This window comes from Longimonas sp. (assembly GCF_046498435.1).
GTDB lineage: Bacteria > Bacteroidota > Rhodothermia > Rhodothermales > Salinibacteraceae > Longimonas.
Map to the genome: position 1 here is coordinate 1 of NZ_JAWOAR010000068.1, position 15,779 is coordinate 15,779.

A 15,779-nucleotide genomic window follows, 5' to 3' on the forward strand; every position below is an offset into this window, starting at 1 on the left:
ATCCCCCAACCCCTCCACACTTCCAACCTTCCAACCTTCTAACCTTCCAACCTTCTAACCTTCCAACCTTCCATCCCTCCAACAACACACGCGGAGTTGGCATGAGTTACCCGTAAATCCGCGAACCGATGTCGTGTGCTGCAATAGAAAATACCAACGCACGCATCCAGCACATAACGCGTATGCTCTCTGCCCACCGCTTCCATACCGACCCGACGCGCTCCCAGCGGTGGAGCGTATGGATGCTGGTCGTTGTCTTATTTGCGGTGGGGCCGCTATCCGGGTGGAGCACGCTCATGGGGCAGTTCGGGGCAGAGCACGGCGCGGCACCCTGTCCGCACCACAGCAGCGGCCCTCACGTCTGCCCGCACCACGCAGCCATGCAAGCGGCTCACGCAGACAAGCATGATGCCGACATGCCCACACCGCCCGATGGCGCTACGTTCTGCCCGACGCACGCCGAGCCCCCAAATCACGACCACGACGGCGCACATCAGCACACGACCCGCGGTGAGGAAGCCGGGCCGGAGGTGCGCTGCACGTGCGACCACGACAACGACGCAGCCCCCGAAGCGGTACGCATCCTCGACAAGTTTGTACTGACCAGCGCCGAGCAGCTACAACGTCCGCTGTACACGTACGCGCTGCGTGCAGCCCCCTCCTCACTTCAGCCCACCGTCTGGGCCAGCGACATTTTCCGTCCGCCCCGCGCGTAGACCGGTGGATTGGCGACGACCGCAGGCTTGATGCACCACATGAGCATCCGTCTGTAATTATCTGCGTGTGCCGTGCCCTCACGGGCCGCATCGCATCCGTATGTCGTGCGTCAATGCGCCGCATCCCTTCTCATAGAGCCATCGGGCTCGCCCCTCCTTTTTTCTCTACGCCAACACCCCCCGTATATCCTATGGACACGTATATCCAGAAAAATCCTGCCCACGTCCAACGGTCCCCCGTTGGACCTCTACCGAGACGCACCTGCGTTTCCTCGGAGCATTCGATGCTTTCCCACTACGCTGTTTTTCTTTCACTTGCTTTACTTCTTGTTGGGGGGCTCCTATCGGCACCCGCAGCTTACGCCCAGGCGCCTGGCGCGCTGAGCGGCACCGTGGTGCACGCCGACAACGGCACGCCCCTCCCCGATGTGAACATCATCCTGGTGGGTACCGACCGGGGCACCGCAACCGATACCGACGGCGCGTTCTCCCTGGAAAATGTAGCACCGGGCACCTACACCGTGCGGGCCAGCGCCGTGGGATACGAAGCCGCCGAGCGGAGCGTCACCATTGAGCCGGATACGCAGGCGACCCTCCAGATTGAACTGGACTCGGCCCCGATGGGCCTGGATCAGGTGGACGTTACCGCCACTCCGCTCGAAGCACGCCTCACCACCAGCATCGGCCCCGAAGAGCTGGAGGCCCAACCCCTCCAGGATCTCGGCGATGGACTCAGCACAGTCCCCGGCATCAACCTGCAGCGCCGCGGTGGGCTCGGACTCGATCCAAACGTGCGCGGTCTTACCGGCACGCAAGTCTCCACCTTTGTGGACGGCATGCGCAGCTTTGGCGGTGGCCCCGCCCGTATGGATACCCCGCTCAGCCATGTTGATCCGGCAAGCATGCAGCGCATGGATGTTGTACGCGGGCCGTACGCCCTGGCGCAAGGCCCCAGCCTAAGCACCCTTCACGTCGATACGCAGCCTTCAATCCCCAACACGCCCCTCACAGGCACACTGCGCACCGGACTCACCAGCAACCGCGACGCCCTCAACATCGACGGGCGCGTCTTGGGGCGCACTGGTCGCTTGTTCTATGATGTGAATGCCGCCTACCGCACCGGCAACGACTACACCGCAGGCGATGGCACCACGGTACGAGGCGAGTTTTCTTCCGCTGAGGCCCGCGGGCGAGTTGGCGTTGCGCTCAACGACGCCTCGCGCTTGAGCGCACAAGTTAGCTTCCAGGACCAGGGCAACATCGCCTACCCGGGCCGTCCCCTCGACGCTGTCTACTTCGAGACGCTTCGTGGCACGCTGAACTATGAGTGGATGGGCACCGGTACGCTGCAGCAGGTAGAGGCGCAGGGCTATGCCTACCAGACGCTGCATCGCATGAACAACGACAACAAGATCACGGCGCAGTCCCCGATGGCGCTCTACCTCACCAACGACACCGAGATCGCCACCGTAGGCGGACGCATCACAGCCGCCTTGAACCTGGCTCCCGATTTCACGCTCGATGTAGGAAGCAGCGGATACAGCGCGTACCGCACAGCCGAGCGCGAACGCGGCCCGCGTGCCGACGACGGCAGCCAAGGGCCCGTTATGCACCGCGACATCGTGTGGCCCGACGTGCGCACAACCGAGATAGGCGGCTTTGCGAAGCTGGAGCGTGTGTTTGGGCGTGCCCAAGCCACCGCTACCGGACGCCTCGACGCGGTGCACACCAACCCGCAGCGCATCACCGACGGCTTCCGCACCCGCGCCGAATCGGCCACCGGACGCGCTGCCGCCGCCGATCTTGCCGAAACCGATGTGCTCTGGAGCGCTGCGGCCAGTGCTACGGTGCCCGTTGTAGATCCGCTCTCCCTCACAGCCGGACTCGGGTCTTCCGCACGCGCCCCTGAGCCGCTGGAGCGCTACGGCGACCGGATGAGCGCTACGCGTACGCAGCGTGGCAATGAATTCATGGGCAACCCCACGCTTAACCCCGAGCGTACGTATCAGGCCGATCTGGGACTCGACATGGAAACTCCCCGGGTTAGCAGCTCACTAACCGGGTTTGTGCGTCACCACAAAGATTACATCACTATTGTTGAGGCACCGGGTGTCGAGTCGGCCCTCCCGCTCACGCCCGATATGGTGTTCACCTATGCCAACGGTGAAGCGCTCTTCTGGGGCGCCGAAGCCACGGCCGCCGCGCAGGTGCATCCCACGCTGCGGCTACGCGCATCTGGCGAATACCTGTGGGGGCGCGATGCTTCATTTGCTGACGACGAGCCCGCATACGGCGTGGCCCCCGCCGAAGCCCGTCTGGGCGCCCGGTGGATGCCCGGTCCACGAAGCCTCTTTGTGGATGCATCATTACGCGCCGTGGCCGAGCAAGACCGCGTGTCCGCCCGTCGCAATGAGGGACAGACCGATGGCTTCACAACTGTCGACCTCACTGCTGGCGTTCAGCTTCTGGGCAATATAGCCGTGCGCGTTGGCGGCACAAATATCTTCGACACGAATTACCGCGAGCATCTGAACGCCCGCGCCTTCCGGTTCGATGCCCTCCAAGCCGAGGAAGACCAGATGTTTGTCCCCGAACCCGGGCGCAGCATCTTCGTGCGCGTGCAGTACGCGTTTTAGATACGTCTCGGCCCGGAACGCACCGAAACCGGTGCAGGTTTGACATGCCTGCACCGGTTTTCTGTATCGCATTCCCTCTTTTTGCTATGGGCCTATTTACCGCCGGGCGAGGGCCGCGCAGCTACGAGTACGAGCCGCGCCGCTACGACCCGTCCGACGATGACGACATCAAACGCCGCATGCGCAGCGGACGCCGCGACCGACGCCGGCGTCCCACCGACCTGCTCTACCTGGCGGGTCTCCTCGCGCTCTCGCTCTTTATCTACTTCTCGCTGTAGCGTCTCCGCATGGCTGATTCTTCTGCACCAGACGCCCCAGACGCTCCCCCCAACGCGGACAACTCAGATGCGAGCAACGATGGCCTCATCCGTCAGCTGCCCGACGTGCTCGCCAACAAAATTGCCGCGGGCGAGGTTGTGCAGCGCCCTGCGTCCGTCGTCAAAGAGCTTGTCGAGAATGCCCTCGACGCCGGGGCGTCTCGCATCACCGTGCGCATCAAAGACGCCGGGCGCACGCTCATCCAGGTCACCGACGACGGCTGCGGCATGAGCCGGGCCGATGCCAGGCGCTCGTTCCAGCGCCACGCTACCAGCAAGATTCGCGGCATCGACGACCTGGAGCGCATCCGCACGCTCGGCTTTCGGGGCGAGGCCCTCGCCTCCATCGGCGCCGTCGCGCAGGTCGAGCTCAAAACGCGCCGCGTGGAGGACGACATCGGCACCCTCGTGCAGATGAACGGCGGCACCATGGAGGCCCACCGCCCCTGCGCCACCCCGGCGGGCACCACCATCTCGGTGCGCAACCTCTTTTACAACGTGCCCGCGCGCCGCAACTTCCTGAAAACACCCGCCACGGAGATGAAGCACATCTCCGACACCATCTACGAGCAGGCCCTCGCGCATCCCGGCGTGCACATCGAACTCGACCACGACGACCGCTCCATCGTGCAGTGCGAAGCCGCCACTGCGCAGGACGACCACGAGCGGCTCCGCTTTCGCATCCGCCAGCTCTGGACCGAAGAGCGCGCCGCCACCCTCCTGCCCGTCTCCGATGCATCGAGCTATCTGCGTGTGTGGGGACTCGTAGCCCACCCGAAGCAGGTCAAATCCAAGCGCGAGGACCAGTTTCTCTTCGTGAACGACCGCGCCATCCAGGATCGCTACCTCAGCCACGCCGTGCGCAAAGCCTACGGCGACTGGCTGCCCGACAAGGCCTTCCCGTTCTTCACCCTGTTCCTGGAGCTCGACCCCGAGCGCGTTGATGTCAACGTGCACCCCACCAAGGCCGAGGTCAAGTTCGAAGACGAAAGCGGCATCTACGGCCTCCTCCGCAGCAGCGTACGCGAGGCCCTCAAAAAGCAGTTCACCACCCCGCAGTTCGACCAGGGCGAGGCCGACGCATCCGCAGCGCCGTCGTCTTCGCGTCCGACCCCCGTATCGTTTGGAGATGCCGAGCCATCTGCCGACTCCGCTACTTCGTCACGATCGTCTTCAGGATCACGCTCCGCCCCAGCATCGGGCAGCGCAACCACCGGTTCTCGCCCCAATGCAGGGTCCACAGCATCGCAAAACGGCCCGCTCGGCCCCCTCACCGACCGCCTGTACCGCCCCGAAGCAACCGCCGACGCTGCACCCAGCGAAGCCCCCGACGAAGACACCGCCGATTCCACCCCTGGGCACGGGCCCGTATGGGTGTTGCACGGCCGCTACCTGCTCGTGCCCATCGACGAAGGGCTCATGGTGGTCGACCCGCGAGCTGCACACCGGCGCATCCTCTACGAGCGCTACCAGACACGCCTGCAGCAGGAGAGCGGCGAGTCGCAGCAGCTGCTCTTTGCTGAAACCGTTGATCTCTCCGCGCAAGAAGCCGAGCGCTTCGAGGCGCTCCGCGACGAACTGGCTCACCTTGGCTTCGACGCCGAATCGCTGAGCGGACGCACCGTAGCCCTGCGCGGCATCCCGCCCAAGCTCGATACCGAACGCGCTGTCGACGCCTTTCGCGCACTCCTTGGCGACGACGACACCACCCCCGAATCCGCTACCGAAACGCGTCACAAAGCCTGGGCGCGCACCCTGGCCAGCCGCCAGGCCCTCGACCACATCGGCGACTGGGCGCTGGAGGAGCGACGTGCGTTCATCCACACGCTCTGGCAGTGCGATGTGCCGTACGTCGACCCCAGCGGCACCCCCACGCTCATCCGCCTCTCGCTCAACGAAGTCGGCGCGCTGCTGAACAAGGCGTAAGAACCGTGGAAGCCTAATGAGATTAGCCGCCGTATGTGGCTCCACTATTCGACGGAGCGCTTCCATAGCCGGGTACCTTGTGCCGCACCCCATTGGCACCGTCGGTGCTCGGTGCTGTGAAGCATCCCACAAAGTTACAGATCGCCCGGGATATCCTTCCGACAGCCGGCGGAATACTGATCCCGGGCTAAGGAAAGGCGTGATGTGGAGGACGCTCCTGCTACCCCCAATCCGACGCCCGCCCCTCCTCGGGGCATGGCACAAAAGCATGACCTGCGACCCCCTCTGCCCCGCTCTAACCTGGCTAAATACCGCCCGGCATAGGTTCCTGGGCTACAAGTCGCTAAACACATACCAGGCCGTTTCCCAGCAGAGTCCGTAACGATGTTGATGACGCGCAACGATGGCCGCGGTCACTCGTCCACAATAGGACACGTAGTCTTCTGATCTGGCCCGTGCTCTGCCCATGCCTGCTACGCTTGGCGTTCCCCGCGCTGCTGCTACCGACGAAACCCGCGCTGCGCTCATCCCCGATGTGGTTGAGCGCCTGCAGGATACGCATGACGTACAGATCCGTGTAGCATCGGGCGTGGGCGCCGATGCCTATCACACCGACGACGAGTACGAGGCCGCGGGCGCTACCGTCGTCAATGACGACGACGCGTGGGCGGCCAACATTGTGCTTACGCTCGCCCCGCCTCCGCCCGAACGCCGCGCTGCGCTCTCCAGCGAACAGACGGTCCTCGGACTGCTATCTCCGCTCGACACGCCCGAGGCGCTCGCCGACATCGCTCAGCAGGGTGCTACGGCGCTGCCCATGGAACTGGTGCCACGCATCTCACGGGCGCAGTCGATGGACGTGCTCTCGGCCATGAGTTCGCTGGCTGGCTACCGTGCCGCCTTGGAGGCTGCGCTGCGCCTCCCCAAGTTTTTTCCGCTCATGAGCACCGCCGCAGGCACTATTCGTCCGGCCAGTGTGCTTGTGGTAGGGGCAGGGGTGGCAGGCCTGCAGGCCATTGCCACCGCCAAGCGCCTGGGGGCCAAGGTGCGCGGCTACGACATCCGCGACGCCACGCGCGAGGAGATCGAGAGCCTGGGCGCCTCGTTTGTGAAGCTGGAACTGGACACCTCGCTCTCGGAAGGCGACGACGGCTACGCCAAGGAATTGGAGCAGGCCAAGCAAGAACGACAACCCGAATTGCTGCGCCCGCACGTCGCAAAGTCGGACGTGGTAATTACGACCGCGCTCATTCCGGGACGGCCTGCGCCGCTCGTCATCAATGAGGGGGCGGTCGAAGACATGGCGCCCGGATCGGTCATTGTGGATCTGGCGGCTCCCAATGGCGGCAACTGCGCGCTCACCGAGCCGGGCACAACCGTCACCCGTCACAACGTGCACCTCATGGGACCCACGAATCTGCCTGCCACGATGCCCGTGCATGCGAGCGAACTGTTCGCTAACACCGTGCGCGCACTGCTCGACTACTTGCTTGACGACGATGGCACGCTCGCCTTCGACTTTGACGACGAGGTTATGGATGCGATGTGCGCCGTGCACCACGGCACCATCCGCAACGAACGCGTACGTAGCCTGCTCGACGCATCGACCGCTTAACGCATCCGCCTGTACCTGCCCCTCAAACAAACGCCTGCACACGGCCTCCGCCTGCTATGATTGAGAATGTGATTATCTTCGTGCTCGCGGCGCTTTTGGGGACAGAAGTGCTTGCCAAGGTGCCGCAAACGCTGCACACGCCGCTGATGTCGGGGGCCAACGCCATCAGTGGGATTACACTGGTGGGCGCCGTCATTGCCGCTGGCATGAGCGATGCGTGGTGGGCGCAGGCGCTCGGGTTCGGGGCGCTGGTGGTGGCCACAATCAACGTGGTGGGCGGCTTCCTTGTCACCGACCGCATGCTGCGCATGTTTGGCCGCAAACGCTCTGCTTCTGCTTCTGACGACTCCTCCTCATGACGCCCTCGATCGAACTCGCGTACTTGCTGTCGGCTGTGCTGTTTGTGCTGGGTCTGAAACGGATGCAAACGCCGCCTACCGCCCGCAGTGGTAATGCGCTGGCTGCGCTCGGCATGCTTACCGCCGTGGTGGCTACCCTGTTTGTGCACGACGTGCTGTCGTGGCCCCTACTCCTTGCAGGGGTGCTTACCGGCGGGGCCATCGGTACCCTGCTGGCCACGCGCACCCCCATGACATCGATGCCCGAATTGGTGGCCGTATTTAACGGATTCGGGGGGGCGGCGTCGGCCTTTGTGGCCAGTGCCGAAATTGCCCAGTACCTGCAGGGCAGTCGGCTCGTAGAGGCGAGCAGCTACACGCCGACACTGGCGGTAGTCATTGGCGTGAGTCTGCTGGTGGGCATGGTCACGTTCACGGGTAGCCTGGTGGCGTTCGGCAAGCTGCAAGGTCTGCTCTCGGGCAACCCGATTACGTTTCCAGGCGTGGCGTTCGTAACGGGGCTGCTGCTGCTCGCGGGGGTGGTGGGAGTGGCCCTGCTGGCGTGGGGCGCTCCAATCCTGACAACCGACCCCACGCTCACGCTCTATGCAGGCATTGGTGTTGCGGTCAGCGCTGCACTCGTGGGACTGTTTCTGGTGTTTCCCATCGGCGGCGCTGATATGCCGGTGGTGGTGGCGCTGCTAAACTCCTACTCTGGACTCGCCGCTGCCGCTACGGGCTTTATCCTCGACAACACGGCGCTCATTGTGAGCGGCACGCTGGTGGGCGCTGCCGGGTTCATGCTCACCATGCAGATGTGCGATGCGATGAACCGCTCCCTGTTTAATGTTATGGTGGGCGGATTCGGGGGCGATGGCGCCACGACCAGCGAGCTCGACATCCCCGAAGGCAAAAGCGTGCAGGAAACCAGTCCGCAAGACCTGGCGATTCTTGCCACCTACGCCGAGCGCGTCATCATCGTACCCGGCTACGGGCTCGCCGTGGCGCAGGCCCAGCACGCCGTGCGCGAACTGGCCGACCGCCTGCAGTCGAAGGGCGTGGACGTGCGCTATGCCATCCACCCGGTGGCGGGACGCATGCCGGGCCACATGAACGTGCTTTTGGCCGAAGCCGACGTGCCCTATGAACAGCTCTTCGAGATGGACGAGATCAACAGCGCGTTCTCTTCGACCGATGTGGCGATCGTCATCGGCGCGAACGATGTTGTGAATCCCGCCGCGCGCGAAGCGTCGGGCAGTCCCATTGCCGGCATGCCCATCTTGAACGTGGACGAAGCCGAGACGGTGGTCGTCATCAAACGCAGCCTGAGTCCGGGTTACTCGGGCGTGCCCAACAGTCTGTTCTATCAGGATAACACCCGCATGCTCTTTGCAGATGCGAAAGAAGCGGTCAGCGAGACGACAGAAGCGGTGAAGGGGCTGTAATTCAGCTGGTGATGAATGAAGGGCGTGCGGCGCTGTCAACGATTTCGGCTGGGCGGAACGTGACGCACGAAATTGCACCTCACAGGCGCTTCCTTGCAGTTACGACTGCTGCGCCACGTCGCTTCCCTACGATCTAATACCAGGTGCGAGACTTCGATGTACACGTTAGGTTGGAGGCCGCCCGGGATATTCTTCCGACAGCTGTCGGAATACTGATCCCGGGCTAAGGATTTGCAGCCCATAGCCGGGGACGCAAGCGGTACTGTCTGCGTTTCTGGCGTACACCACGGCACCCCCCTTCGGTATTGCTGTCGCGTGGGAAACGCAGGAGCGTTCATTTGCTGAGCCAACGGGGGACCGTTGGCTCCAGGCTATCCCCCCCTCAGTCGCTGGCGCGACGGCTTCCCTCTTTACGGCTTTCCTCTTTAGGGGGAGCGATTGGGGGACTGCTGTTTTACCTCACACCTCAACGTCATCCTGACCCACGACGCCCGTCGGGGGGAAGGATCTCAGCGCCACCCCTGCACGTGTGGCACGATCCTTCGGTGAAGAGCGCTGGATCTCGGGCAGTTATAGAATCGCGCCACATCCCCCTCCTCTGAGGGGGACTTGAGGAACGCCTTCCACAGTTCCTTCCTCCTCGGGGAGGACAGGTAGGATGGAGGGGAATCCACCCGGCAATCCCCAAAACCATTGTTGAGGTCACTTAGGCGGGGCTCATGTTTATCAGGGTACGCGAAAAAACGTGAATGCGTCTTCACAGAGCAGTTTCTGCATCTACCGGGTCCGTCAATTCAATACCAACGGCTTTCGGGAGCGGTATCGCTCCGAGGAGAATGGTAGGAGAATGTAGTGGGGCTGCTCCCAACCATAGCAAGATGATGCGTGCCTAATTCATCTATAGAAACACTGTGTCGTGCATGGCGTGCACGCAACTGTTCTGTAATACGTGTGCAAAACGCATACGTCCGGTTCGTATCCTTTTGTTGCAACGATCGATTTATGACTACTTTACATTCTTTTTGTCGCTCCTGCGGCCTGTTTAGCGGCCTGATGGCTGTGCTTCTGGTTTTTGCAGGATGCGGAGGGGCCAACGGCCAAGGTGACGACGGTGACGACTCCTACGCTGTGGAGCGCGACGTTGACGACGATTCCGTCGCTGCTATTGTATCTTCGGACTATGGTGCCGACACACTGCAAGTGGCTGATTTCCAGCAGCAGATGCAGTTTGCGCAGCAGTCGATGCCCCCCGACCAACAAGGGGGCGACCAGATGGCGCAGATCCATCAGATGATGCTCGATCAGTTCGTGAGCGACCATGTGCTGCGCGGCGAGGCGGATGCCCGCGACGTGGAAGCTGATGAGGAGATGGTCGACCAGCAGTTGGAACAGCAGCGTGGGCAGTTTCCCAGCGAAGAAGAGTTCGAGGAGGCCTTAGGAAATGCTGGTCTTACGCTTGATTCGCTTCGCGCCCTTGTTGCCGAGCAGGTGCGTGTGCAGCAGATGAGCGACGAACTCGGGTCCGACCAGGCCGAGGAGCCCAGCGAAGAGGAAGTGGAGTCGTATGCTGCTGAACAGCGCAGCGTGGGGGCCCGTCACATCTTGCTTCAGGTCGAGGAAAATGCCGATGATAGCACGGAAACAGCCGCGCGCGAGCAAGCCGAAGAGCTCATTGCCGAGCTAAACGACGGAGCCGACTTTGCCGATCTGGCTCAGGAGTATAGCGACGGCCCCTCCGCTGATCAAGGCGGCGACCTTGGTTCCTTCACCCGCGACCGCATGGTCGAGCCCTTTGCCGACGCGGTGTTTGCCCTCGAAGAAGACGGCGAGATCGTACAGGAACCCGTGCGTACGCAGTTTGGATTCCACGTCATCCAGCTAACCGACTACGGCGAGCCGATGGATTCAGAAGAGGCCCGCGAAGCGCTGATGCAAGAGCAGCAGCAGGAAGCCTATCAAGACGCGCTCGATGAGCTCATGGCAACCACTACGGTCCAGATCAACCCGGATGTGGTTACCTTGCCTGAAGATGTGGAAGGTGAGGAAGAAGGCGAGTCGGACGATGGCTAATGTGCTGATGCATCGTTAGCACGATCGGTGGGATGCTTCGGCGTGTCGGGTTTGCTCGCCGTCCGCACCATTGCTACATGTGGTATGCCCGCTTCGGTAAAGCGCTCGCCCGTCGAGCCAAAGCCGAAGCGGGCATAATACGTTTCAAGGTGGGCCTGCGCATGGAGCTTCTGCGTGCTAAAGCCGGCCTGTTCGGCATGCGAAATGGCTGCGTGCACAAGCTGCGTGCCAATGCCCTGGCCTCGGTGCGCCTTGCGCACGGCAAAACGCTCCAGCTTAGCCACCAGGGCATCATTGTGAGGCACCGTGCGCCAGCGGGCGGTGCCCACCGCTGTACCGTCATCGAGCCGCGCCAAGAGATGGCGTGCTGTGGCATCATGACCGTCCCATTCCTCGTCGGGCGGGCAGTCTTGCTCTTCAATGAACACCGCTTCGCGAATAGCACGAGCTTCCGCCATCGCGTCTGTATTTCCGATGGGGCGAATGGTTATAGACATACCAAAAGATGGATAAGGAACGATAAAACGGCCTGATACATGGCATTTCTACATGGCTTTCACTTTTTCTACACCCTCTTATGTGGAATCAGTCTAAATAAGGTTGTATGTTACAATCCATCTGATCGCAATACTAGGCCCATGTCGACTCAGCGCCAGGGCCTGTTTCTATCTTGTTGAAGTACAGAAGATACAGCACTATGCACAAAAGTCAACGAAATTACGCGTGGAAGGTCCTAACTGCCGCCATAGCATTGGTGATCGGATGGGCTGGGGTGAGTAGCCAGGCTTTCCACGCGTATGCTCAATCAGAGAATGCCGTCATCGAGGGTGTTGTGCAAGACAGCAACGGGGCGCCGCTCCCGGGCGCCAACGTTGTGGCGACAGCTGAAGATGACGCCAGCCGCACTGCAGGAGTAGCGACGGACACTGAGGGAGCCTTCCAACTGTCAGTCTCTTCAGGTACGTACACCGTAGAGGTGTCGATCGTTGGTTACGAGTCGGCTACGCAAACGGTAACGGTAAATGACGGAGCAACCGAATCGCTTACTTTCGCGCTCAACGAAACAGCTGTTAGCCTAAACGAGATTCTTGTGCAGCGTACGTCGCTCACAGGAGGGCTCCGTAATCTCGACGGCATTCCAGGATCGGCCCAGTACATCAGCCCTGAAGAACTTGACACGCACAGCTACACCGACGTGCATCGCGTGCTCGGTAGCGTGCCCGGGGTGTACACCGTTGAGGAAGATGGGTACGGGCTGCGCGCTAACATTGGCATGCGTGGCACTGGAGCTGAACGTTCCTCAAAGATCACGGTGATGGAAGACGGGGTGCTTGCTGCTCCTGCCCCCTACTCTGCGCCCGCAGCGTACTATTTTCCCACTATTGGGCGTGCGCACGCCGTGGAAGTACGCAAAGGATCCAGCCAAATCAAATCGGGCCCATACACCACAGGAGGGGCGTTTAATATGCTTTCAACGCCCATTCCAGACGACTTCAGTGGCCAGGTCAACGCCATTGCAGGGAGCGACGAAGAGCGCCGGCTTCACGCTTATGCAGGCGACTCGTTTGAGCACTTTGGCTATGTTGTGGAAACATTTCAGTCCGGTGCTGACGGATTCAAAGACATCACGGGATTCCAAAATGCCGATGCGGGGCTTGATTACAGTACCGGCTTCGACAAGCAAGACTATCTGGCCAAGGCACGCGTGAACACAGGTACGGATGCTCGCATCCCGCAGTCGCTAACCTTTACAGCTACACGCACTACTGAAACCTCGAACGAGACGTATCTTGGACTTACGCAGGCCGATTTCGAGACCTCGCCGTTTCAGCGCTATGCCGGGTCGCAAAACGACCAGATGAACACTGAGCACAGCCGCCTGCAAGCGCAGCATGTCATTCAGCCTGCTGAGGGCCTCGACATCACCACCACGCTCTACCGCACCGACTTCCACCGCAACTGGTACAAGCTCGATTCGGTAGACGGTGTGGGCATAAGCAGTCTGCTGTCGAATCCCAATGAGAACAGCGAGGCACTCGCCCGCGTGCAGGGCCGCGAAACGGGGGGAAGCCTGCTGGTCAAAAACAATAACCGGGAGTACTACACGCAGGGCATCCAAACGGCCATTGGATACGACGTTACCTCTGGATCCACCAATCACAGCCTGGAAATTGGCGGGCGCTACCACGAAGACGAAATCGACCGTTTTCAGTGGGAAGATGAGTACCGCATGGCCGATCGCGGTGTGATGGAGCTGATAAGCGAGGGCATTCCCGGCACGGAAAGCAACCGCCTGGCCGATGCAACCGCCTGGGCCGGATACGCCGAGTACACGCTCGAACGGGGGCCATTCACGGTAACGCCGGGCGTTCGCGTTGAAGACTTCGAACTGACGCGCACCGCGTGGGATACCGATACCGAAGCAGGACGCAACCGCACCGCTTCGCCTACAGGTACGGAGCAGAACACAGGCACCGTGTGGATTCCGGGCCTGGGTATCGACTACCGCATCAATTCCGGCTGGTCTGCCTTTGCGGGCGTCCATCGCGGATTTGCAGTGCCGGGTACAAATCCAGAAACCGATCCCGAAAACAGCGTCAATTACGAAGTGGGCACGCGCTACGATGCCCGTGGCCTGCGCACCGAAGTGGTGGGCTTCTTTAACGACTACACGAATTTGTTAGGACGCGATCTTGCAGCTATCGGCGGCGATCCCTCAGGCGAAACCTTCAACGGGGGCGAAGCACGCGTCTTCGGGCTTGAGTTCACCGGCGCGTATAACCTGGGACTCCCGCTGAACACGTCGTTCTCCATCCCGCTCGAAGCGGTGTACACATATACGAATTCTGAATTCAGCAACACCTTCGACAGCGACTTTGGCCCTTGGGGCGAAGTCGAGGAGGGATTCAAGCTACCTTATCTACCTGAGCATAAGCTCGCGCTAAACGCCGGTGTCGAAGACGTCTATGGCTTCGACCTACGCCTAACGGGCCGCTTCACTGATGAGGTGCGCACCGTGGCCGGTTCGGGCGATCCCGCTTCAAGTAATCGCATTGACAGCCACTTCGTGATGGATCTTTCGGCAGAGTATGCGCTCTCGAACCACGCGCGCATTTTCGGCAGTGTCCGTAACTTAGCCGATAACGAATACGCTGTGGCTCGGCGTCCAGCAGGGCTGCGCCCCGGCATGCCCCGCACCTTTCTGATCGGGGTGAAGACTTCGTTTTAAACAGACACGCCCCATAACCCATGAACACCGTGACGCTGCATCGCGTCAACGACCCGGTGGCTCCTGTGTCCTCTGTCACAGGAGCCACCGCTGTGTTTGGGGAGGACCGTCGTGCCAGTGGCGTGTGAGAGTGTGGAGGGGGGAAGTATGGAGGGGGAAAACGCGCCAGCTGTGATCTTCTGAAGCAATGATGAGGGAGACCAGGCGCGCGACGGCATTGCGTGTACAGCAGGCGGCGACCGAGAACCTGCCAGATAAGCGAAGTGAAAGCTGCCCCGGATGGACTCGAACCATCAACCCTCTGGACCAGAACCAGATGCTCTGCCAATTGAGCCACGGGGCAGTGTTTTTGCAAGACTACCGTAAGCACAGGGCCCACGCACGGTTCCGGAGCCATGCCCTGGCCCGCGGGGTTGATGGATGTTTCATGGGCCGATGCTCCTGCGCTTTGCATCGACCAGATTCATGCATGCCCGGTACCATCCGGCATGCTGATCCGTGTCAGCTTCTTCACACTGTACAGCTTGACATTGCCACATCGCGTAAGGTACTGTGTGAAGCACTATGACATACTGTTGTTGTTAGCACATTCATCCAGAAGGGTGGAGGGAGTAGGCCCTGCGAAACCCTGGCAACCGCCACAGCTTCGGCTGTGGAAAGGTGCTACCTCCTACCTCGCATACCGCGAGGGAAGATGAGTGGAATGCGCTTCTCTGCATACCTATGACGGAGATGCGTGCGATTCCCCATCTGCCTTGTGCGGTTGGGGATTTTTTAGTTCCCGCCGCATTGGCAGATCTCGAATCCGATTCCAACCCCGGCACCCAACGTGCCCGTACCGCTCGCTCTGGCCTTCTGGATGGCTCGTTTTCTCGACCCTAACTTCCAGAGCCATGAGTTCGAACGGACGTTCCACCCCCGAATCCGACGCTGAATCTGCCCTCAAGCGCACGCCGCGCTTTGAAACCCTGCAACTGCACGCCGGGCAAGAGCCTGATCCCGCTACCAACGCCCGTGCGGTCCCCATCTACGCCACCACCTCGTACACCTTCGACGATGCGGAGCACGGTGCCGATCTCTTTGCGTTGAAAGAGTTCGGCAACATCTACACGCGCATCATGAACCCGACTAACGATGTGTTCGAGAAGCGCGTGGCGGCGCTCGAAGGTGGCGTGGCTGCCGTCGCTACGGCCAGCGGACAGTCGGCGCAGTTTCTGACGTTCAATGCGCTCGCCAAGGCGGGCGACAACATCGTAGCCACCAGCTATCTCTACGGCGGCACGTACAACCAGCTCAAGAACGCGCTGCCACGGCTGGGCATCGAAGGGCGCTTTGCAGAGGGCGACGACCCCGAGTCCATCGCGTCGCTGATCGACGAGAACACGAAGGCCGTCTACCTCGAATCGATTGGCAACCCGCGCTTCAACATCCCCGACTTCGAGCGCATCGCCGACATCGCCCACGACCACGGCGTGCCACTCGTGGTT

General features: G+C 61.5%; 11 protein-coding genes, 1 tRNA gene and 1 riboswitch. Of the genes, 10 read left to right on the top strand and 2 right to left on the bottom strand.

Going from position 1 to position 15,779, the window contains the following annotated elements; translation table 11 throughout:
• Positions 1-182: 182 nt before the first annotated feature.
• From R6U20_RS02940 to R6U20_RS02975, 8 genes are all read left to right on the top strand, one after another.
• The gene (locus R6U20_RS02940) at positions 183-716 is read left to right on the top strand and encodes a hypothetical protein (RefSeq protein ID WP_410336377.1); all 534 of its coding nucleotides are present in this window, start codon (positions 183-185) and stop codon (positions 714-716) included.
• Between the two features lie 284 nt (positions 717-1,000).
• Entirely contained in the window at positions 1,001-3,352 is a 2,352-nt protein-coding gene (locus R6U20_RS02945; protein WP_410336378.1) for a TonB-dependent receptor, read from the top strand.
• Between the two features lie 86 nt (positions 3,353-3,438).
• Positions 3,439-3,630, top strand: a complete 192-nt coding sequence (locus R6U20_RS02950) for a hypothetical protein (protein WP_410336379.1) — start codon at positions 3,439-3,441, stop codon at positions 3,628-3,630.
• Between the two features lie 9 nt (positions 3,631-3,639).
• Positions 3,640-5,595, top strand: coding sequence for a DNA mismatch repair endonuclease MutL (gene mutL / locus R6U20_RS02955; protein WP_410336380.1), 1,956 nt, complete (start codon positions 3,640-3,642; stop codon positions 5,593-5,595).
• 466 nt (positions 5,596-6,061) lie between these two features.
• Complete coding sequence (locus R6U20_RS02960) at positions 6,062-7,210, top strand: NAD(P) transhydrogenase subunit alpha (RefSeq protein ID WP_410336381.1); 1,149 nt, start codon at positions 6,062-6,064, stop codon at positions 7,208-7,210.
• A 56-nt stretch (positions 7,211-7,266) separates the two neighbouring features.
• Positions 7,267-7,569 (top strand): NAD(P) transhydrogenase subunit alpha, encoded by a 303-nt coding sequence (locus R6U20_RS02965; protein WP_410336382.1) that lies wholly within the window; start codon positions 7,267-7,269, stop codon positions 7,567-7,569.
• Positions 7,566-8,993, top strand: coding sequence for an NAD(P)(+) transhydrogenase (Re/Si-specific) subunit beta (locus tag R6U20_RS02970; RefSeq protein WP_410336383.1), 1,428 nt, complete (start codon positions 7,566-7,568; stop codon positions 8,991-8,993). Before R6U20_RS02965 ends, R6U20_RS02970 begins: the two co-directional genes overlap by 4 nt.
• A gap of 1,002 nt (positions 8,994-9,995) precedes the next feature.
• The gene (locus tag R6U20_RS02975) at positions 9,996-11,063 is read left to right on the top strand and encodes a peptidylprolyl isomerase (RefSeq protein ID WP_410336384.1); all 1,068 of its coding nucleotides are present in this window, start codon (positions 9,996-9,998) and stop codon (positions 11,061-11,063) included.
• Here R6U20_RS02975 and R6U20_RS02980 read toward each other — a convergent pair.
• The gene (locus tag R6U20_RS02980; RefSeq protein WP_410336385.1) at positions 11,060-11,560 is read right to left on the bottom strand and encodes a GNAT family N-acetyltransferase; all 501 of its coding nucleotides are present in this window, start codon (positions 11,558-11,560) and stop codon (positions 11,060-11,062) included. The two genes, R6U20_RS02975 and R6U20_RS02980, sit on opposite strands and share 4 nt — an antisense overlap.
• Positions 11,561-11,760: 200 nt before the next feature.
• Between R6U20_RS02980 and R6U20_RS02985 the strand changes: the two genes are divergently transcribed.
• The gene (locus R6U20_RS02985; RefSeq protein ID WP_410336386.1) at positions 11,761-14,292 is read left to right on the top strand and encodes a TonB-dependent receptor domain-containing protein; all 2,532 of its coding nucleotides are present in this window, start codon (positions 11,761-11,763) and stop codon (positions 14,290-14,292) included.
• 270 nt (positions 14,293-14,562) lie between these two features.
• Here R6U20_RS02985 and R6U20_RS02990 read toward each other — a convergent pair.
• Positions 14,563-14,635 (bottom strand) — tRNA-Gln (locus R6U20_RS02990).
• A 244-nt stretch (positions 14,636-14,879) separates the two neighbouring features.
• Positions 14,880-14,993, top strand: a riboswitch (SAM riboswitch).
• A 192-nt stretch (positions 14,994-15,185) separates the two neighbouring features.
• Between R6U20_RS02990 and R6U20_RS02995 the strand changes: the two genes are divergently transcribed.
• Positions 15,186-15,779 (top strand): PLP-dependent transferase (locus R6U20_RS02995; RefSeq protein WP_410336387.1); only part of this gene is annotated, 594 nt, incomplete at its 3' end.

Coding starts and splice junctions, on each gene's coding strand:
- R6U20_RS02940 (WP_410336377.1), top strand. CDS start 183: ATGCTCTCTGCCCACCGCTTCCATACCGACCCGACGCGCTCCCAGCGG.
- R6U20_RS02945 (WP_410336378.1), top strand. CDS start 1,001: ATGCTTTCCCACTACGCTGTTTTTCTTTCACTTGCTTTACTTCTTGTT.
- R6U20_RS02950 (WP_410336379.1), top strand. CDS start 3,439: ATGGGCCTATTTACCGCCGGGCGAGGGCCGCGCAGCTACGAGTACGAG.
- mutL (WP_410336380.1), top strand. CDS start 3,640: ATGGCTGATTCTTCTGCACCAGACGCCCCAGACGCTCCCCCCAACGCG.
- R6U20_RS02960 (WP_410336381.1), top strand. CDS start 6,062: ATGCCTGCTACGCTTGGCGTTCCCCGCGCTGCTGCTACCGACGAAACC.
- R6U20_RS02965 (WP_410336382.1), top strand. CDS start 7,267: ATGATTGAGAATGTGATTATCTTCGTGCTCGCGGCGCTTTTGGGGACA.
- R6U20_RS02970 (WP_410336383.1), top strand. CDS start 7,566: ATGACGCCCTCGATCGAACTCGCGTACTTGCTGTCGGCTGTGCTGTTT.
- R6U20_RS02975 (WP_410336384.1), top strand. CDS start 9,996: ATGACTACTTTACATTCTTTTTGTCGCTCCTGCGGCCTGTTTAGCGGC.
- R6U20_RS02980 (WP_410336385.1), bottom strand. CDS start 11,560: ATGTCTATAACCATTCGCCCCATCGGAAATACAGACGCGATGGCGGAA.
- R6U20_RS02985 (WP_410336386.1), top strand. CDS start 11,761: ATGCACAAAAGTCAACGAAATTACGCGTGGAAGGTCCTAACTGCCGCC.